Below are 20212 nucleotides of genomic sequence, written 5' to 3'. Positions count from 1 at the left end.
ACGAGAAACTAGTGTAGGCCAATAATTCCTTGGCGTTTCAAAATCACATAGGAAACGCCGAGAATGAATCCAAACCCAATGATGGATGCCATGTAAATCGAAAGTACGGTATCAGGTTGTAAACCTAGTCCACGCGGCAACACAAAAAAAGATAACACCACGGAATAGGTGATCACAGTTCCTCGGAATAATGGGCGATTTGCCCAAGCCGCCAGCGGCAGAATCGCCCATAGCATGTACCAGGGATGTACGACGGGGAAAAACAACACCATGACGAACGTGGATACGCCCAACGCGCCCACTGGAGATATTCGGCCCAAATAGGTAGCAATTAACATACGGACCATAAACACTGCAGAAACCAATATCCCAAGTACCCGGACAATTGCGAGTACAGCTTCAGTGTGGTCGCCTAATCCAAGCTGTTGTCCAACCCAACCGAATATAACTCCGATTGCAGTAGTGAAACTTAGCCAACTTCGGATGGTGACAGCGCCGCCTTGTCCGCTTATCCACCCCAGACCGATACCGCTTAACAAGGTAATGATCGCTATTGACAACACGAGGATTGTGGTTTGCACGAAAACCGCAATCGCCAATGATACACCTGTTGACCGCTGCGACAATCGAAGGGCATGGGCAAACGCCATTCCCGTGAAACCCAATCCAATGAAGCCAGTTACCTTAACCATGCCTGCGCAGCTTATTAAAAAGCCACTCGCAATTATCAAGGGTAACGCATTGACCCAAAGGCCCACTTTGCCAAAATCTGCAGCTTTCAAGCCGACTTCAATGCCGGCAAGCAGCAAACCAAGCAATATTGCTTCGTTGTGGATTCCGCCTATCAAATGTAGGACAGTTAGCGGATTGAGTATTCCCAACCATAACGCTGCCTGCGGAATGACTCGACAACGTTGTGCTAGTTGCACAACCGCCCAACCGCTCAACGCGACTCCCGCAATTGCCAATAGTCGATGGGCGAAAACGCCTCCAACGATGCTGTCGTTAGTAATCCAGCTAATGATCGCAGCAAAGCCCAATGCGACTGGGCCGTAGGGGCTTGGTGAGTGTGCCCAAATGAATGGGACGGAACGCGCTAGATGATGCTCTGTGCCAAGAAGATCCACAGGACCAGCAGAATAGGGATCTAAACCTTGGGTAACAATGGCTCCGTTAGCCAAATAGGAATAGATATCCTGAGTGAACATGGGCGCGCTAATGAGGATGGGGAGGCTCCATGCGAGAAATGTTCTACGCAGCATCGACATGGAAATGACCCCAGCTCTGGTGTGTCCGCGTCGAAAAGCTACCCCGGTAAACGGTGCCATAAAAAGCCACGCCACGACGATCAAACCAATTCCAATAAATGCCAACGACGTTGATGTTTGCAACATCCGGGTGATTAAGGAGGCGCCGGGAAAGTCATGATACGGGTTGTCAATTACCGGCACCGCACCAGCGCCTAAGCCTGCAAAACCCAGGATGAGGGATCCAAGGGTTCCTAGCCACCTAAGAAAAGCAAAGCGTCGCAATTCTGCGTATCCCAAAGTGGGCAGATGAAAGCCTACACCCGGAGATTTACGCGGCGCCGTATCGCCTACAACACTGACCGAACCATCGGTATTGGGAGTGATGAGATCGACCCCGGTGATGGCGGTGACTAGGGGAGAAGCTTGACTGTAATCGACGCTAATTTCGTCATCGGAATTATGAAGTAACGCAGACCGCGATCCTGCTTGTCCCATTCGGGGCAAAATGCTTCGTGCGGCCTGCCACAACGGCATCCGGGTTTTCTTCATAGGTGAGATTTTAATAGCCGCGTGTACCGCGGGTGGCAAGTGGTGATCTTTTGAACGTAATTCAGCCTGTTTTTCGGATAGAGGATAGAAAGGGTGTCCTAAATAATAAAGGTAATAGCCATAAGCAAAATTCCGGCTTGTAAACCACACTGCATTTAGGGAACACTAGTGTTGTCTAAAACGATAAGACCAAGGGAGGTGCTATGGTCGGTACCCAATCGGAATCACGTTCCACCGATGGGGAAACTCGGCGAGCAATAATGCTAACCATGCTGCGTGCTGGCACCATCACCGCGACCCAACTGGGAGAAACCCTCGGGCTTTCACCGGCAGGCATTCGCCGACACCTAGACAAACTCATAGAAGACGGGCAAGCAGAGCTCTTGCCGATTCGGAAAACCAGCCACGGCTCTCGTGGCCGTCCAGCAAAAGCATTCCGGCTCACAGAAGCGGGTAAAAAAACCTTCGGGCACGATTATGACTCTCTCGCGGCTCAAGCCTTAGCCACCCTCCGAGAAACTGGGGGAGACGAAGCAGTCAGAGCGTTTGCTCGAAAACGTGCCGCGGACATCGTTGCGGACGTCGAAAAGCTTGACGACGCGTCCCTGGAACAGATCGCCCAGGCATTAGCCGAGGCGTTTACCCGCAATGGTTACGCTGCCACGATCAATAACGCTGGACATGGCGTGCAAATTTGCCAACACCATTGTCCAATTTCCCAAGTAGCAGCTGAGTTCCCGGAATTATGCGAAGCGGAGCATGAGGCCATCGCAAATTTATTGGGACATCACGTGCAACCGCTAGCGTCCATAGCTGACGGGCATGGTGTGTGCACCACGAACATCCCTTTACTGCCCATACACTCACCCAACGAAAGGAGCGATTCATGACTCAAGCACCAATAACAGATGACGAGATCATTGAGTCCATCGGTCCCTACAACTACGGTTGGCACGACTCTGACGAAGCCGGACAAAAAGCCCGCCGCGGCCTCAACGAAGAGGTAGTGCGCGATATTTCCGCCAAGAAAAATGAGCCTGAATGGATGCTCAACCAACGCCTGAAAGCACTGGGCATCTTCGATAAAAAACCAATGCCAACTTGGGGTGCGGATCTATCCGACATCGACTTTGACAACATTAAGTACTTCGTCCGTTCTACGGAAAAGCAAGCCACCAGTTGGGAAGATCTCCCAGAAGATATTAAGAACACCTATGACCGACTCGGAATCCCTGAGGCCGAAAAACAGCGGCTTGTAGCCGGTGTGGCGGCCCAATACGAATCCGAAGTTGTATATCACCAAATCCGGGAAGACCTTGAGCGGCAAGGCGTCATCTTCCTTGACACCGACACGGCTCTCAAAGAACACGAAGAGCTGTTCCGCGAATACTTTGGAACTGTTATTCCCGCTGGTGACAACAAATTCGCAGCTTTAAACACCGCCGTGTGGTCTGGTGGCTCCTTTATTTATGTTCCAAAGGGAGTACACGTGGACATTCCCCTCCAAGCGTATTTCCGGATCAATACTGAGAACATGGGTCAGTTTGAACGTACCCTTATCATCGTCGATGAAGACGCATACGTTCACTACGTTGAAGGATGCACCGCACCCATTTACAAGTCCGATTCACTGCACTCCGCAGTAGTCGAAATTATCGTGAAAAAGGGTGGCAGGTGCCGCTATACGACGATCCAAAACTGGTCTAACAACGTTTATAACCTGGTCACCAAACGTACCAAGTGTGAAGAAGGCGCAACAATGGAATGGGTCGATGGAAATATCGGCTCAAAGGTCACCATGAAATACCCCGCGGTGTGGATGACCGGACCACACGCTAAAGGTGAAGTGCTTTCAGTTGCATTCGCCGGTGAAGGTCAATTCCAAGACACCGGTGCGAAGATGGTGCACATGGCACCGTACACATCCTCGAATATCGTCAGTAAGTCGGTAGCACGTGGCGGTGGTCGAGCCGCCTACCGTGGCTTGGTGCGCATCATGGCTAACGCACACCACTCAACCTCCAACGTCGAGTGCGACGCGCTGCTTGTTGATAATATTTCCCGATCAGACACCTATCCGTACAACGATATCCGCAACGATCATGTGTCCTTAGGACACGAAGCAACGGTATCGCAAGTTTCAGAGGAACAGCTTTTCTATCTCATGTCACGAGGCATTGAAGAAGACGAAGCAATGGCGATGATCGTACGCGGATTCGTCGAACCAATCGCAAAAGAACTCCCAATGGAATACGCACTTGAGCTCAATCGCTTAATTGAGCTACAGATGGAAGGATCGGTGGGCTAGCCCCAATGTCAACCACAGTCAAAAACGCAACGGTCCACAACACAAAAGGCGACCTGTTTACCTCCTTCGACGTCAACGACTTCGAAGTGCCACACGGTAAGGACGAAGTCTGGCAATTCGTGCCACTACGTCGCCTCCGGGGGCTGCACGATGGCACGTTTGCGCCCGCAACAGCTCCGATCATTAGCATAGATCTACCCACAAATGCCGTCGGCATAACCACAGAAACCATTGACAAAAACGATCCACGGGTTGGCCGGGCAGGGCAAGCAGTTGACCGCACCAGTGCTCAAGCATTTACATCCACTGATTTCGCGCACCTGGTTACCTTTAAAGCGAACACCAGTAACACCGAACCAGTTGAAATCACTACCTTCGGTGCTGGCCTGGACGGCACCTCATTCGCCCACATCATCATCGAAACCGAAACAGGGGCCGAGGCGGTGGTGGACCTTCGCTACAAAGGGATTGGCACCCACGCTGACAACATCGAATTTGTGCTAGGCGATAATTCAAAACTTACAGTTATCGTCGATGCGTCGTGGGATGATGAAGCTGTTCATCTGTCCGGGCAGACCGCAATACTCGGCAGAGATGCGACTCTTCGCCATTCAACCGCCGTATTCGGAGGTGACGTAGTTCGAATAGTCCCACGCGTCAAATTCACAGCCCCCGGAGGCGACGCCGAAATGCTCGGTGTCTATTTTGCCGACGACGGGCAATTCTTCGAACAACGACTCCTCGTTGATCACGCAGTGCCCAACTGCCGCTCCAATGTCCTCTACAAAGGAGCCCTCCAAGCGGACCCACAATCTGACAAACCAGAAGCCCGAACAGCCTGGGTAGGAGATGTACTCATTCGATCAAATGCCCAAGGAACCGATACCTACGAAGCAAACCGAAACCTGGTTCTCACTGAAGGTGCTCGCGCAGACGCCGTCCCCAACCTGGAAATCGAAACAGGCGAAATCGCAGGCGCAGGCCATGCAGCAACAGTTGGACGATTCGACGACGAGCAAGAATTCTATCTTCGTTCGCGAGGAATTCCACCTGAAGAAGCCCGCCGACTTATCGTTCGTGGCTTCTTCTCTGAAGTCATCGGGCGTATCCCCGTAGCAAATATCCGCGACGAACTCGAAAACCGCGTAGCGGCAGAACTCGAAACCCTCACCACTCGTAAAAACAATTAAAGGAACGTCCATGAGCTCACTAGAAATCAAAAATCTCCACGCACAAGTTATCCCCGCCGACGAAAACGCCGAACCAAAACCAATCCTCAAAGGGGTTAACCTCACCATTAACTCCGGTGAAACCCACGCAATCATGGGCCCCAACGGCTCCGGAAAGTCCACACTTACCTACACCCTTGCCGGACACCCCCGCTACGAAATCACTGAAGGAGAAGTGCTTCTCGACGGCACCAATATCCTCGAACTGGAAGTTGACGAACGTGCTCGCGCAGGACTCTTCCTGGCCATGCAATACCCAACAGAAATCCCCGGCGTCTCAATGGCCAATTTCCTGCGCACCGCAGCCACTGCGATCCGAGGTGAAGCACCAAAACTTCGTACCTGGATAAAAGAAGTAAAAGAAGCCCAGGATAAGCTGAACATCGATAAAGCTTTCGCGGAGCGCTCAGTAAACGAAGGCTTTTCCGGCGGAGAAAAGAAACGCCACGAAGTTCTACAGCTTGACCTACTCAAACCAAAATTTGCAGTAATGGACGAGACCGACTCCGGCCTCGACGTAGACGCGCTACGAATCGTCTCCGAAGGAATCAACCGTTACCAAGAAGAAACCAACGGCGGCATTTTAATGATCACCCACTACAAGCGAATTCTCAATTACGTGAAGCCAGACTACGTGCATGTATTCGCAAACGGTAAGATCATCACCTCCGGCGGGCCAGAGCTTGCCGACGAACTAGAAGCACACGGTTACGACAAGTTTCTTGCGTAACCCTCCGAGAAAATAAGGACCCGCAGACAGATGTCCAAGTATCTCCTCAACGATGGTGAATTGAACACCACCGCTATCCGTGAACAATTCCCCATCTTGAGCAGAACGGTTAGGGATGGCAAACCACTGATCTATCTCGATTCAGGGGCAACAAGTCAGCGCCCACAAAGCGTATGGGATGCAGAACAAAACTTCGTCCTACACAACTTTGCGCCCGTTCATAGAGGTGCCTACGCCATAGCCGAAGAAGCTACCGACCAATACGAACACGCTCGAGAAAAAATCGCAGAATTCGTAGGTGCAAAGACAAAAGAGATCGTCTTTACCAAAAATGCCACTGAAGCACTTAACCTCGTCGCTTTCACCCTTGGAGACCCGCGGGCTCAACACCTGCACGTCTCGGAGGGGGACACGGTGGTTGTCACCGAACTTGAACACCACGCGAACTTGGTTCCCTGGCAAGAACTATGTCAACGAACGGGTGCGACACTCAAATGGTTCAAAGCCACCAGCGACGGTCGAATCGACTTATCCTCGCTTACGATTGACGAATCTGTAAAAGTTGTGGCGTTTACCCATCAGTCGAACGTAACTGGCGCAGTGTCTGACGTCGAAAAGCTCGTGGCTGAAGCTAAAAAAGTAGGTGCAGTCACCGTGCTTGATGCTTGTCAATCGGTCCCACACATGCCAATAAACTTCCATGAACTAGATGTCGATTTTGCGGCATTTTCTGGTCACAAAATGTGCGGCCCCTCCGGGGTTGGCGTACTGTATGGGAAAACAGAGTTGCTTAACATTCTTCCACCTTTTCTCACCGGTGGATCAATGATCGAAGTAGTAACAATGGAAAACACAACGTTCGCGAGCCCACCGCAGCGTTTTGAAGCTGGCACCCAAATGACCAGCCAAGTTGTGGCTCTCGGCGCAGCCGTTGATTTCCTCCGGGAAATTGGTATGGAAAATGTGGCTCGACATGAAAAACAGCTAACCAAATATGCATTGAAAAAGCTATCAGCAATACCAGATGTTCACATTATCGGTCCGACAACAGCCGAAAAACGTGGTAGCGCAATTAGTTTCACTGTTGAAGGAATCCACCCGCATGATCTGGGCCAAGTTTTGGACGATCAGGGGATTTGCATCAGAGTCGGACATCACTGTGCGTGGCCAGTCCACCGGAGTTTGGGAGCGCAATCGACGGCTCGAGCCTCGTTTTACGTTTACAACACTACCCAGGAAATCGATGCACTAATCGAAGCAATTCTCGCAGCAAAGGATTTCTTTGGAGTAACAGGCAAAACTGAGGAAGCAGGCAACAAGTGAACCTTGAATCTATGTATCAGGAAGTGATACTTGATCACTACAAGAACCCCAGCCACGCTGGCTTAAGGGATCCTTTTGACTCCGAGGTGCATCACGTTAACCCTTCATGCGGCGATGAATTAACACTAAGGTTGAAGCTAACCGATGACTCCGCCGAAATTACCGATGTTTCCTATCACGCAGAAGGCTGTTCGATTTCACAAGCATCAACCTCGGTTATGGCGGAAGAAATCATAGGAAAGTCAGTATCAGAGGCCCTATCTAAACTTGAAGAATTCGAAAAAATGATAACTTCCCGCGGGCAATACGCGGGAGACGACGAAATTATCGGCGATGGAATCGCTTTCGGAGGGGTTTCTAAATATCCGGCACGAGTAAAATGCGCACTTCTCGGCTGGAAAGCATTCGAAGCAGCACTATCAGAAGCAATGGAGAAAAATAATGAATGAAGAACTAAACCAAGAATTCTCGGAGGAGAAGCGGGAACAAAGCCCGGAGGATCTTGCGAAAATCTATGACATCGAGGAATACATGCGTGACGTCATAGATCCGGAGTTGGGTATCAATGTTGTTGACCTTGGTCTGGTTTATGATATTCGGATTGAAGACGGCACCACTGCTCATGTGGACATGACGTTGACCAGTCCTGCTTGTCCGTTAACCGATGTCTTGGAGGAACAGGTACAAATGGCTGTCGGTAGCTCCGGAATCGTAGATTCTGTCGAGTTGCATTGGGTGTGGTCTCCGCCTTGGGGGGCGCAAATGATTACGGAGGAAGGCCGCGAACAGCTGCGCGCTATGGGATTTAGCGTGTAGGCGCGCGGAATTCGGCCACGTCCTGACGGATGTGGCCTTTTCCTTTGAAAGTGGGTCAGTAGACTTCGGCTCTAAGGTATGCGAGCCAGCGTCTTATTCCTTTGAGCGCGACTGGGCTTCTGTTAAATTCCAGTGGACTTGTTGGGCTGCGGCGGTATCCGGGGATGCCTGTTGTTGGGTCTGTTTCTATTCTGCCGTTTAGGGGGTTACTCGGGTTGTCGTCGTTGCGTCCGTTGTGGGTGGCGCATAGTGGTGCGTAATTTTCTTGAGTTGTGGGTCCGCCTTGGGAAACCGCTTGTATGTGGTGGCCTTGGCAGGTTTTTGCGGGTTTGTCGCAATCGGGGTGTGCGCATAGCGGGTGTTCTAGGGTTCCTATGAAGCGTTGGTGTTGGTTGAAGAACCGTTGGGTGGCGTATGTGGCTACGTGTTGGTAATCGCCGCGTTCGGTTATGCAGTATGCGACTGCATAACCGTATGGCTGGAGTTCTCGGTTGACAAGTTGTTTTATATCGACCAGAGCTCCGGTGGTGGTAGCTACTTTTCCGTCTTGATAGTAACGGTAGCTGGGGTCAAGCGGTAGGATGTAGCAATCGCGGTAAGGCAGGTGTGGGTCCAAGGTGGAGTTGGTTGTGCTGCTTCCGCATACTTTGTCGTACAGGGCGTAGAACATAGCCTCAGAGGGCTTCATGTTTCGGCCGTGGTTGGTTTTTCTGATGTGCTGTGCTGTCGTTACTAGTTCGGCTTCAATTGCTGCGATGAGTTCGGCGGGACCCGCGCCTTGGAGATAGCAGAGGTTGTTGGGGTCTGGTGTACGATTAAAGGCTAGTCTGGGTTTGTGAGGACGCGAATATCCGTCGTTAAGTGTGGCGATTGTTGCCGTCACGTGTTTTTTAAGTTCTAAGGGTTTTGTGGTTGTTGCGTGGGCGATGAGTTCTTTAGCCAGTTTTTGCTTGTCGACGTTTGGTGCGCGCAGTTTGTTTATCCCTGAGGCAATGATGTCTAACTCATCAAAACTTGTGTAATGTGTTACGGCTTCTCGGAGTGTTTCGATTCCGAGGATTGTGGTTATCCAGATGAGTCGTCGTGCATGAGTTGGGGTAATTTTGCCCCAGCGGATTAGGTCAGTCTCCGATAGGTTTTGTAGTGCAACGTGGAGAAGGAGCGTAGCTTCTTCCCTCACTCGCCTTTCGAGTATCTGTTGCACCGAGTTCATATTTCCAGCTTAAATCTGATTTTTTCGGTGTTGCAACCTCGGGTAGTTTGGGCTTGTGGAATTCTCTCGGAGGGGAGTGGTTTATCCACATTTTGCAACTTTGTTGGTTTTTTTCTTGACACAGATTACGGTTGTCGGTATTTTATTTCCCTTTCCTGTTAGATGATAGGATTTCCGCTTGTGATTGTGACGAATGACTTTGAGGTTCGGGTTGGTGCGCGTACATTGTTGCAGGCGCCTGGTCAGCAGCTGCGGGTGCAGCCAGGTGATCGCATTGGATTGGTTGGCCGCAATGGCGCGGGAAAAACCACGACTATGCGTGTTTTAGCAGGGGAGACTCAACCCTATGGCGGGTCGGTTACGTCATCAGGCGAGATCGGATATTTGCCGCAGGATTCCCGGGAGGGCAATGTTGAGCAAACAGCACGAGATCGAGTTTTATCGGCTCGTGGTTTAGATGCGATTATGCGGAATATGGATCGTCAACAGGAAATTATGGAGACTACCGTTGACGACAGGAAGCGGGATCAGGCTATCAAAAAATATGCACGTCTTGAGGAGCGTTATCATTCTCTGGGCGGCTATGAAGCTAATGCTGAGTGTGCGCAGATTTGTGATAGCTTGGGGCTTCCGGAGCGGGTGCTGGATCAGAAACTGAAAACGCTTTCTGGTGGACAGCGCCGTCGCGTCGAGTTGGCGCAAATTCTTTTTGCGGCATCTGCGGGTTCAGGAAAATCGCAAACCACGTTGTTGCTCGACGAACCCACGAACCATCTTGATGCGGATTCCATTTCCTGGTTGCGGGAGTTTCTGTCAAAACATGAGGGTGGGCTGATCATGATCAGTCACGATGTGGATTTGCTTGAAGCAGTGTGTAATAAAATTTGGTTTTTGGATGCAGTTCGGGCTGAAGCTGATGTCTATAACATGGGCTTTAAAAAGTACCTAGATGCCCGTGCGACTGATGAGGCTCGTCGGAGACGTGAACGAGCAAATGCGGAGAAGAAGGCGGCTGCGTTGAAAGATCAGGCTGCCCGGTTGGGTGCGAAGGCAACCAAAGCCGCGGCTGCTAAACAGATGCTGGCTCGCGCGGAGAAAATGATGAACTCGCTTGACGACGTCCGGGTGGCAGATCGAATAGCACACATCAAATTCCCGGAGCCGCAAGCGTGCGGTAAAACCCCTTTGAATGCGACAGGGTTAACCAAAATGTATGGCTCGCTTGAAGTTTTTGCGGGTGTTGATTTGGCGATTGATAAAGGGTCACGTGTCGTTGTTTTGGGTTACAACGGTGCTGGTAAAACCACGTTACTGAAATTACTCGCGGGTGTGGAGCGGACAGACGGTGAAGGCGGAATCGTTAGCGGTCACGGTCTTAAAATTGGATATTTTGCGCAGGAACATGACACGATTGATCCGGACAAATCGGTGTGGGAGAACACTATTTTGGCTTGCCCGGAGGCGGGAGAGCAGGATTTACGGGGGTTGCTGGGGGCGTTCATGTTCTCTGGTGAGCAATTAGATCAACCTGCAGGAACCCTTTCTGGAGGTGAAAAGACGCGATTGGCTTTAGCGTCTTTGGTCAGCTCACGAGCGAATGTTCTGTTGCTGGATGAGCCAACTAACAACCTAGATCCGGTTTCGCGGGAACAAGTTTTAGACGCGTTACGAACATATTCAGGTGCGGTGGTTTTGGTTACGCACGATCCAGGTGCGGTTAAAGCTCTGCAGCCCGAGCGGGTCATCGTTTTGCCTGATGGGGATGAAGATCTGTGGAATGATGAGTATTTGGAATTGGTAGAGCTGGCATAGCCATTAAGCTAAAAGGCTATGAAGAAGTTTTTGATCAGCGTTGTTGCTGTTGACATTGTAGCGAAGCTGGCAGCATGGCATTTCCTGTACCATCTTCCCGAAAATCGCATTAGGGGATCCAAATGGAAGTGGTTTTGGATCACGCTTATTGATGTCGTCGGTCCGATTGCGTTTCTAGTTGCCGGAAGAAATCCCTCCGAGGATTTCTCGGAGGGGGAGTAACTAGTTTCGGAAACCGTGAACTGGTGCGGGGATAAAACCGCCGCGGTTGATGAATCCGGAATTATCCACTTTGGAAACCGGAATCACGGGTGCATATCCCAGTAGTCCACCGAAATTGACTTCGTCACCAGGTTTCGTACCTGGAACCGGGATTACTCTAACCGCCGTGGTCTTGTGGTTCATGACGCCGATTGCGGCCTCGTCGGCGATCATTCCCGCGATGAGTTCTGCGCTGGTATCGCCAGGGATTGCCACCATATCGAGCCCAACTGAACAGATGGCGGTCATAGCCTCTAGTTTGTCAATGGTGATGTTTCCGGCGCGTACTGCGTCGATCATGCCTTTATCTTCAGAGACAGGAATAAAGGAACCAGATAGCCCACCGACTCGGGAACATGCCATCATGCCGCCTTTCTTTATGGCGTCGTTAAGCAGTGCGAGTGCGGCAGTGGTACCGTGGGTGCCTACCTGCGTAAGGCCCATGTGTTCCATGATGTGCGCAACGGAGTCGCCTAATTCTGCGGTCGGTGCCAGTGACAAGTCAACTATGCCAAATGGCACGCCGAGCCGCTCTGAAGCCATCGTTCCGACAAGTTGTCCGGCGCGGGTAATTTTGAATGCTGCCTTTTTAATGGCTTCGGCGACATCATCAAGGCTGGCACCGTCGAGGTCACCAAGCGCTCTATTGACTACTCCAGGGCCAGAGACTCCGACGGAAACTACGCAGTCTGGTTCTTCAATGCCGTGGAATGCGCCTGCCATGAATGGATTGTCGCCAACAGCGTTCGCGAAGACCACGAGTTTGGCGCATGCTATGGCAGAATTGTCCTTGGTTAGTTCTGCTGCTTTCTTAATCACCTGCCCCATTGTGCGCACTGCATCCATGTTGATTCCAGCGCGAGAGGATCCGATGTTGACAGAAGAACAAACGACATCTGTGTTGCTTAGAGCTTCCGGAATGGATTCAATCAGTCGGCGATCTCCTGCAGTCATTCCTTTCTCTACGATGGCGGAATAGCCTCCGATGAAGTTAACACCAACATTGGATGCTGCGCGATTAAGAGCGTGGGCCAAAGCCACAGGGGAGCCAGGGACGGATTGGGCGATCAAGGAGATCGGAGTAACCGAGATACGTTTGTTAACGATCGGAATGCCAAGTTCACGTTCTATTTCCTCACAGACTTCAACCAGCGAGCGCGCCTGAGTGGAGATTTTTGTAGTCACGGCATTGCAGGTTTCTTCCATAGTGCTGCGAACGCAGTCTAAGAGGGAAATTCCCATCGTTACCGTGCGGATGTCCAGCCGGTATTTTTCGATCATTTCGATCGTTTCGATGATGTTGGCGAAGGAGTGATGAAAAACCATGATGTCTCTTAGATGATGTTCATTGCGTCAAAGATGGCCTGAGATTGGATTCTGATAACTAGCTTCTCTTGCTGTTCAACGGTGGACATTCTTTCCTGGATGCTAGCAATATCGACGTCATTTTCGTCGAATGCAACATGAAGAATCATGGTGAAATAGTCACCCATGAGGGTTTGAGAGACGTTATGAATATTGACATTGAGTTCCGCACAGGCGGTTGATACCGCAGCAATAATGCCGGTGTGGTCAATGCCGGTCACGGTCATGATGGCAAACATGAGTTACATGGTACGCGCCATAGTACGTTTTTCAGCAATTGGTTAGTGCTTGTCGACGCTACGACGTTGCCAAACGCCGACAATGCTGGTAGAAATTGCGTACCAGCTGGTGGGCGGCATTGGTGTCGATATATCGCAGGCTAGCGACTATTTTTTCGTAATCTTCTGGCGAAAAATATCCAGAATTCATAAAGAATTTCATCCGGACTTCCATTGCTTCGGCATCCATCTCGCCGTGAAACTGGGAAGCCCATACGTGGTCGCGGTACCTAATGAGCTGGAACGGGCAGCTGGGCCCCGAGGCTAGAACCGTGATCTCTGGGCCAACTGCGGCAACTGATTCTTTATGCCCAGAAAGTCCATGGAAAACTTTCGGCAGGCCAATGCATAATGGGTCGTTGGCTGCTGCTTTTTCCAATGCGATTGTGGAGCCACCAGTCTCTTCCGGGTGAGATAGATCTACTGAGCCACCGGTCGCGGATGCCAGCCAACCAAGTCCGAAACATATCAGTAGGGTAGGGGTACCAGCGTCGATAAGCTTTTGTAATTGCGTATGGACGTGTTGTTGATACTCGTCGTATGTCTCATTGGTGACGTTAAGTGCGCTGCCCCCAACGATGACACCTACATAGTCTCGAGGGTTGGGGATGTGCACTTTAACGGAATCAATATTGATGTGTTTGATTTCCGCTGGAGCGATACCAGTTGTGCGGATGATGTCGCCTAATTCAGATTCGGAAATAGCGCGTCCAGTTGTGCCTTCTCGGAGAGTGACGAAGAGGAATTGATTCATATTTATTAGCTTCTACGATTGGGATTGTGAGAGATTTCGCACACTGGATTCTACGATATGTAGTACTTCTTCGAGGTCTTTTGTTTCAGCACCCGAAGCTAGGCGGGTAATAAAGCCGTCAAGCATAGTCTCCAAATAGGTATGAATGACTGATATGTCGACATCATCGCGCATTTCTCCCCTGGATGCATTTGCTTTAAGGCGGGCGCGTACGGCATCGTCGAGAACTTTTTGGTGTTCATGCCAGCGCGTACGAAATGACGGGTCGGTACGAAGCATCTTGGTTATCTCCAAGCGGGTGGCCAACCAATCGTAGCGTTCGGGTCTGGAAAGCATGTCGCGCATCACTTCGACCAATCCGTTGTCTGCGACGACCTCTGCCATACGGGCGGCATCCTCGCGAGCTAAAGCGAGGAAAAGATTTTCTTTGTCTCCAAAGTGGTGGAAGATTGCGCCCCTGGATTTACCAGTTGCTTCTTCCAAACGTCTAACGGTTGCTCCGTCAAATCCGTGTTCGGCAAAACAGCGGCGAGCGCCATCTAAAATTTCTTGGCGACGCTGGACTAGCTCCGTTGTGCTGACAACTGGCATTTTCCGAAACGGCTCCTTTTACTGCATTGATACGCGGTAATGGCGATGGGGCTGCCCTGTAGAATTAGGTGCAGCCCCATACCTTGCGGGCTAAAGATTAGCTCTTTGCCATATTTCGCAGAACGTACTGCAAAATACCACCGTTACGGTAGTAATCGGCCTCACCTGGTGTGTCGATACGGACGATCGCGTCAAATTCGACAACTTCGCCCGATTCTTTCGTGGCGGTCACGTGAACGGTCTTAGGTGTAACACCGTTATTGAGTTCTTCAATTCCAGTGATATCGAATACCTCAGTACCATCAAGACCAAGCGACTCATGGGATTCACCGGCAGGGAACTGTAGTGGGATAACGCCCATGCCGATCAAGTTTGACCGGTGAATACGCTCGAAGGATTCGGTGATTACCGCTTTAACTCCAAGCAGGTTGGTTCCCTTAGCAGCCCAGTCGCGGGAAGAACCAGTTCCGTACTCTTTGCCGCCTAGGACAACCAGTGGAATTCCGGCTGCCTTGTAGTTTTCGCAAGCATCGAAGATGAATGCCTGTGGCGCACCTTCCTGAGTGAAATCGCGGGTGTAACCACCGGTAACGTCGACAAGCTGGTTTTGCAACCGAATATTGGCAAACGTGCCGCGCATCATTACTTCGTGGTTACCGCGACGGGAACCGAGCGAGTTGTAATCTTGCCGAGCCACACCATTAGCGTCAAGATATTGTGCCGCTGGAGTCCCAGGTTTGATGGAGGAAGCAGGGGAGATGTGGTCGGTGGTTACCGAATCGCCCAGTTTTGCCAGAACCCGGGCACCCTTGATGTCAGAAACTGGTTCTGGATCCATAGTCATGCCATCGAAATATGGTGCCTTCCGGATGTACGTGGAAGATTCGTCCCAGTCGAAGGTCTTTCCGGTTGGAATTTCAAGCGCCTGCCATTGGGCGTCACCCTTGAATACATCTGCATAGTCAGCCTCATAGAGCTCACGAGTGATGCATTCTGCGATGGTGTCCTCAATTTCCTGGGTGGATGGCCAAATGTCTTTCAAGAAGACGTCGTTTCCATCCTGGTCCGTGCCAAGCGGCTGAGTTTCAAAATCGAAGTCCATGGTTCCAGCGATAGCATAAGCGATCACCATGATTGGAGATGCCAAATAGTTCATCTTGACATCTGGCGAGATACGCCCTTCGAAGTTACGGTTACCGGAGAGAACCGCAGTGGCTGTCAAATCGTGCTCATTGATGGCTGCAGAAACCTCTTCTGGAAGTGGCCCGGAGTTGCCGATACAAGAGGTGCAACCGAAACCTGCCAGGTAGAAACCAAGTGCTTCAAGGTCTTTCCACAGGTCTGCGCGCTGGTAGTAGCCATCGACAACCTGCGAACCTGGTGCGCAAATGGTCTTGACCCATGGCTTTGCCTTTAAGCCCTTTTCGGCGGCTTTACGTGCGATCAAGCCTGCGCCAACCATAACCGAAGGGTTAGAGGTATTCGTACAAGAAGTAATCGAAGCAATGGCTACCATGCCGTGGTCGAGGGTGTACTCGCCACCGTTTGGCGATTCAACGACTACTGGACGTGATGGGCGACCTTCTGCGTCTTTAGCAGCTGACTCTCCGTGTCCGGCTTGGGAAGAATTGAAGTTCGGTGCATACTCGCCAGCCAATTTAACTGGTGCCACGGTCTCGGTGTCTGCGGTGTAATTTGGCAGATCCTTACGGAATTGCTCTTTTGCCTCCGACTGTAGAATACGATCCTGTGGTCGCTTAGGACCTGCAAGCGATGGAACAACCGTAGAAAGATCTAACTCTAGGTACTCGGAGTACTCTGGTTCAGGCGCATCGTATTCCAACCACATGCCTTGAGCCTTTGCGTAAGCTTCTACTAGCGCGATCTGCTCTTCCGGGCGACCAGTTAAGTGCAGATACTTGGTAGTTTCCTCGTCGATTGGGAAGATGGCACAGGTGGAGCCGAACTCCGGTGACATATTACCGATGGTCGCGCGGTTGGCCAGCGGAATAGATTTAACGCCATTGCCGTAGAACTCGACGAATTTCTGAACCACGCCGTGATCTCGCAGCATTTCGGTAATGGTCAAAACCACATCGGTTGCGGTAACACCGGTTGGGATTTCACCGGTTAGCTTAAAGCCGACAACCTTCGGAATCAGCATAGATACCGGCTGGCCGAGCATCGCTGCTTCCGCCTCAATGCCGCCAACACCCCAGCCAAGAATGCCGAGGCCGTTTTCCATGGTGGTGTGGGAGTCAGTACCAATACATGTGTCTGGATAGGCCAGGCCATTATTGTCAAAGACAACCCGAGCGAGATATTCGATGTTTACCTGGTGCACAATGCCAGTTCCAGGAGGAACAACCCGGAAGTTGGAGAAGTTTTCTGCACCCCAACGCAAGAACTGGTAACGCTCTTCATTGCGCTCGTATTCAATATCGACGTTTTGCTTCAACGCATCAGGATTACCGAAGGCTTCAACGATAACTGAGTGGTCAATGACCATCTCGGCCGGATTGAGCGGGTTGACCTTATCTGGATCGCCGCCAAGGGTTTTAACTGCTTCACGCATGGTCGCTAGGTCAACAACACATGGTACGCCAGTGAAGTCCTGCATTAGCACCCGGGCTGGGGTGAACTGAATTTCAATGCTTGGCTCCGCAGTTGGATCCCAGTTTGCAATTGCTTCAATGTGTTCAGCGGTGATGTTTGCACCATCTTCGGTGCGAAGCAGGTTCTCGCCAAGAACCTTTAGAGAGTATGGCAGTTTCTCCATGCCAGGCACTGCATTAAGTGCGAAATAGTCGTATGACTTATCGCCTACCTGCAGGGTGCTTTTAGCGTTGAAGGAGTTCTTGCTTTCAGTCACGTTGAGCTCCGATTCCTTAATATTTAAGTTGTTGCTTCTACGCCACAACTGGGTGAAGTTGCGGACGGAAGCTATTAGCATCCGTCGCCTGGCGCTCATTTTAACAGTACGGGCGTTCTGTTGGTTAATTTTTGGGCGGCTTTTTAAATGTGCGCAGAATGCTTTTCATAGGCAATCGATGTCGTAGCTGCAATTATGGTGTCATTTTTGACGAGTGCATCTTGAGATATGTTGATTGTGTTTAGTATTGACTGTTGTATCTGTTACCCACTTAAAGGGGGTTGCAGACATGGTGGAGGAAGGCAACATGGTTCCAGAGAACGTTGATATTGCGGATTTAAGTGCTCAGTTAGCCGAAGATGGTGTTGGGTTGACGGAAGCTAACCCAGTGCTTCACAGTGAAATGACTTCGGCGATTAGTTATGCCGAATCTATTGGTGTTCGCGATACGGGAATTGTTGTTCTGTCTGATGCTTTAAGGCAACCCGCAGACCATCGTGACATCGCCCAAGCGTTATTAGATGGATCAGATCTGAGCCTTGTTATTGTTCAATCACCGGGTGGTGGCGCTGCCGTGGCTCACCAGTTCAGTCGAGCAGAGTTAGAAGCTGCCGAGGCGAGCCTTTTTTCGGGGGTTGACTTAAATGCAGGATTGAGGTTGTTTTTTGACGACCTTGCTACTCAAGCTGCTCCATCGACATCTTTTTTGGTTTTTTTGCTCGTTTTGTTTCTGGTGGGAGTCCTCGCGATAACGGTTAAGGTCAAGCCTTAAGTGTTGACTTAATTTCTAAAATCGTATGATGTGGCCACAATTCGACGTGACACGCCGAACTTCTTATTTTTGTGATAAAGATCACTATCATGTTTAATGTGCCGATAATGGCGAGGTCACTGGGGATTATGTTACTTGTGTTATTTACGTTAATTAGAGGTAAATAGTTATTTCATAGTGCAAAAAGGGGTGGGAGTGCACTATGGTTTTATTATCGACTCGAGGGTCGATGCTTGAAACTTGACTGATACTCGAACATGTGGGGAAGCACGTTGCGGGTATTCCGAGGTACATTCAGGAGCATTTGTGATTAGATTCCGCCGTGCTATGGCAGTAGCGTGTGCGCTTGCATGCGTCGCCACGTCGGCCCCAGTGCTTGCTCAACCTATCAATCCAAGCGATAGTGAGATAGCACAGGCTAACGGTGAAGTGGCAACAGCTGAAACCAATGTGGCATCCCTAATCTCCACCATCTCTCAATCTGACGCAGAAATCGCAGAATTAGAGATGCGAATGGGTGGTTTACGGGAAGCTGTCAATAAGGCATTAGTGGATCTACACGATGCCCAAACCAACGCCGAGCAAGCTCGACAGGGCGTTACTACCGCCCGCGGTAAGTTGGATGTTACTCAACAGTCTATTGTTGAGGCACAACAAACCCTTGATGAGATTTCCCGCACCACCTATCGTCGTGGTTCCACCACGGTGGTAGATGGTGTTTCGGGAAAAGAAACATCAGAAGACTCGTTAGATCGCCAGACTTATCTGCGCACCAATGCCGCTAAACAACGCAAAATAATCGAAGAACTGGATCGTCTCCGCACTCAGCAGGCAAATGAAGAGTCGATGTTGCGCGAGGCACGAAACATTGCAGAAAAACGCGAAGAAGAAGCAAACCAAGCGCAAACTGCTGCACAAAACGCAATCGAGGCCAACTCTGCCGAGTTGAATCGTCGGCAGGCAGAACATTCAGCATTGATTTCTGAACGGGATACTGCTCAAAGTCGACTCAATCAAGCTCGCGGAACAGCTGCAACGCTAGAAGGGCAACGCAAGGAGTTTGAAGAATATCAAGCTGCTGAAGATGCTCGTAAGGCTGCCGAAGCAGAAGCAGCTAAAGCCGAAGAAGCGCGCAAAGCTGCGGAGGCTCAGGCGGCTGAAAAAGCCGCTGCACAAGCCGCAGCCGAGGCAGAGGCGGTTAAGGCTGCTGAGGCAGAAGCGGCAGCTCAAGAGGAGTCTGAGCGAGAAGCTGCGGCGCAGCGACGCCTGGCGGCCGAGGAACAAGCACGGATGGCTTCAGAAGAAGCCCAGGCTGCCGAAACGGTATTGATCACTGAAAGCGACAACGCTCAAGCCGCCGCTCAAACCAACCAAAACGCAAATGATGCGGCACAAGCTGCCGCAGCTGCCTTAATCGCTGCTACACAACCTGATCACGCCAACGTAGAAGATCCTGGTACGTTAAACGCAATTCAAAACCCAAATGCGTCGGGCGATAATGGCACTTCAACAAATCTCGTTGATGAGCTGTTTGTTAGCTTGGAAAACCTGGATTCTGTTTCGCAACAGGCATCATCTCAGCTTGGTAATGCAGATCGATCCGCAAAAATTGAGGCAGTTATAGCACGAGCGAGCTCACAGATCGGCACTCCGTATGCTTGGGGTGGCGGTGACGCTAACGGGCCGACCCGAGGTATCCGGGATGGTGGAGTTGCCGACTCACACGGTGACTATAACAAGATCGGTTTCGACTGCTCGGGACTGGTGCTTTACGCGTTTGCTGGCGTGGGAATCGCATTGCCGCATTACACCGGTTACCAGTACCAACGGGGCACCAAGATTAGTCCACAGGAAATCCAGCGAGGCGATTTGATTTTCTACGGTCCAAACGCTGAACATCACGTCGCTATCTATTTGGGCGATGGGACGATGCTTGAAGCGCCACAATCTGGTTCAACCGTAAAAATCTCGCCAGTCCGGTGGTCCGGAATGAGTCCACACGCTGTGCGTCTGATTTAAGAAAAACCAGCCTCTATAACAGGCTGGTTTTTCTCGTCTAAACCTCATTGTCCTGATAGCCTTAACATTT

General features: G+C 50.8%; 18 protein-coding genes. 11 read left to right on the top strand and 7 right to left on the bottom strand.

Annotated features, from left to right (window positions below; translation table 11 throughout):
* Positions 1–8 precede the first annotated feature (8 nt).
* Complete coding sequence (gene mptB / locus CMUST_RS08185) at positions 9–1799, bottom strand: polyprenol phosphomannose-dependent alpha 1,6 mannosyltransferase MptB (protein WP_047263489.1); 1791 nt, start codon at positions 1797–1799, stop codon at positions 9–11.
* Between the two features lie 203 nt (positions 1800–2002).
* Between mptB and CMUST_RS08180 the strand changes: the two genes are divergently transcribed.
* From CMUST_RS08180 to CMUST_RS08150, 7 genes are read left to right on the top strand one after another with little or no spacing between them, the layout of a single operon-like run.
* Positions 2003–2689 carry a helix-turn-helix transcriptional regulator gene (locus tag CMUST_RS08180; RefSeq protein ID WP_047262110.1) on the top strand — a complete coding sequence of 229 codons (687 nt, stop codon included), beginning with the start codon at positions 2003–2005 and terminating at the stop codon, positions 2687–2689.
* Positions 2686–4107 carry a Fe-S cluster assembly protein SufB gene (gene sufB, locus CMUST_RS08175; protein ID WP_047262109.1) on the top strand — a complete coding sequence of 474 codons (1422 nt, stop codon included), beginning with the start codon at positions 2686–2688 and terminating at the stop codon, positions 4105–4107. Before CMUST_RS08180 ends, sufB begins: the two co-directional genes overlap by 4 nt.
* A gap of 5 nt (positions 4108–4112) precedes the next feature.
* The gene (sufD, locus tag CMUST_RS08170) at positions 4113–5297 is read left to right on the top strand and encodes a Fe-S cluster assembly protein SufD (RefSeq protein WP_047262108.1); all 1185 of its coding nucleotides are present in this window, start codon (positions 4113–4115) and stop codon (positions 5295–5297) included.
* A gap of 10 nt (positions 5298–5307) precedes the next feature.
* Complete coding sequence (sufC, locus tag CMUST_RS08165; RefSeq protein WP_047262107.1) at positions 5308–6066, top strand: Fe-S cluster assembly ATPase SufC; 759 nt, start codon at positions 5308–5310, stop codon at positions 6064–6066.
* Between the two features lie 30 nt (positions 6067–6096).
* Positions 6097–7389, top strand: coding sequence for a cysteine desulfurase (locus CMUST_RS08160; protein WP_047262106.1), 1293 nt, complete (start codon positions 6097–6099; stop codon positions 7387–7389).
* A complete protein-coding gene (sufU, locus tag CMUST_RS08155; RefSeq protein WP_047262105.1) occupies positions 7386–7838 on the top strand; it encodes a Fe-S cluster assembly sulfur transfer protein SufU in 453 nt (150 codons plus the stop codon). The genes CMUST_RS08160 and sufU overlap by 4 nt, the downstream gene beginning before the upstream one ends.
* Positions 7831–8205, top strand: coding sequence for a metal-sulfur cluster assembly factor (locus CMUST_RS08150; protein WP_047262104.1), 375 nt, complete (start codon positions 7831–7833; stop codon positions 8203–8205). Before sufU ends, CMUST_RS08150 begins: the two co-directional genes overlap by 8 nt.
* A 55-nt stretch (positions 8206–8260) precedes the next feature.
* Here CMUST_RS08150 and CMUST_RS08145 read toward each other — a convergent pair whose 3' ends face one another.
* Positions 8261–9418 carry an HNH endonuclease signature motif containing protein gene (locus tag CMUST_RS08145; protein WP_047262103.1) on the bottom strand — a complete coding sequence of 386 codons (1158 nt, stop codon included), beginning with the start codon at positions 9416–9418 and terminating at the stop codon, positions 8261–8263.
* A gap of 180 nt (positions 9419–9598) precedes the next feature.
* Here CMUST_RS08145 and CMUST_RS08140 point away from each other — a divergent pair, with 180 nt between their 5' ends.
* On the top strand, positions 9599–11230 hold the full coding sequence (locus CMUST_RS08140; RefSeq protein WP_047262102.1) for an ABC-F family ATP-binding cassette domain-containing protein: 1632 nt from the start codon (positions 9599–9601) through the stop codon (positions 11228–11230).
* An 18-nt stretch (positions 11231–11248) separates the two neighbouring features.
* Positions 11249–11452: a hypothetical protein gene (locus CMUST_RS08135; RefSeq protein WP_047262101.1), complete on the top strand. Its 204-nt coding sequence runs from the start codon at positions 11249–11251 to the stop codon at positions 11450–11452.
* Here the strand turns inward: CMUST_RS08135 and CMUST_RS08130 are convergent, their stop codons facing one another.
* The 5 genes from CMUST_RS08130 to acnA all read right to left on the bottom strand — a co-directional run bounded on the left by CMUST_RS08130 (position 11453) and on the right by acnA (position 17351).
* The gene (locus tag CMUST_RS08130) at positions 11453–12817 is read right to left on the bottom strand and encodes a PFL family protein (RefSeq protein ID WP_047262100.1); all 1365 of its coding nucleotides are present in this window, start codon (positions 12815–12817) and stop codon (positions 11453–11455) included.
* 8 nt (positions 12818–12825) lie between these two features.
* Positions 12826–13095, bottom strand: coding sequence for an ACT domain-containing protein (locus CMUST_RS08125; RefSeq protein ID WP_047262099.1), 270 nt, complete (start codon positions 13093–13095; stop codon positions 12826–12828).
* A 58-nt stretch (positions 13096–13153) separates the two neighbouring features.
* On the bottom strand, positions 13154–13888 hold the full coding sequence (locus CMUST_RS08120) for a glutamine amidotransferase-related protein (protein ID WP_047262098.1): 735 nt from the start codon (positions 13886–13888) through the stop codon (positions 13154–13156).
* Between the two features lie 12 nt (positions 13889–13900).
* Positions 13901–14479 (bottom strand): TetR/AcrR family transcriptional regulator, encoded by a 579-nt coding sequence (locus CMUST_RS08115; protein WP_047262097.1) that lies wholly within the window; start codon positions 14477–14479, stop codon positions 13901–13903.
* Between the two features lie 97 nt (positions 14480–14576).
* Positions 14577–17351 carry an aconitate hydratase AcnA gene (acnA, locus tag CMUST_RS08110; protein WP_047262096.1) on the bottom strand — a complete coding sequence of 925 codons (2775 nt, stop codon included), beginning with the start codon at positions 17349–17351 and terminating at the stop codon, positions 14577–14579.
* A 289-nt stretch (positions 17352–17640) separates the two neighbouring features.
* Between acnA and CMUST_RS08105 the strand changes: the two genes are divergently transcribed.
* On the top strand, positions 17641–18123 hold the full coding sequence (locus tag CMUST_RS08105) for an Rv1476 family membrane protein (protein WP_052844597.1): 483 nt from the start codon (positions 17641–17643) through the stop codon (positions 18121–18123).
* A gap of 327 nt (positions 18124–18450) precedes the next feature.
* Positions 18451–20142 (top strand): DIP1281 family NlpC/P60 protein, encoded by a 1692-nt coding sequence (locus CMUST_RS08100; RefSeq protein WP_047262095.1) that lies wholly within the window; start codon positions 18451–18453, stop codon positions 20140–20142.
* Positions 20143–20212 lie beyond the last annotated feature (70 nt).

The organism is Corynebacterium mustelae, assembly GCF_001020985.1.
GTDB classification, from domain to species: domain Bacteria; phylum Actinomycetota; class Actinomycetes; order Mycobacteriales; family Mycobacteriaceae; genus Corynebacterium; species Corynebacterium mustelae.
The sequence above is the reverse complement of the archived record's forward strand: the minus strand, read 5'-3'. Positions and strand labels throughout refer to the sequence as shown.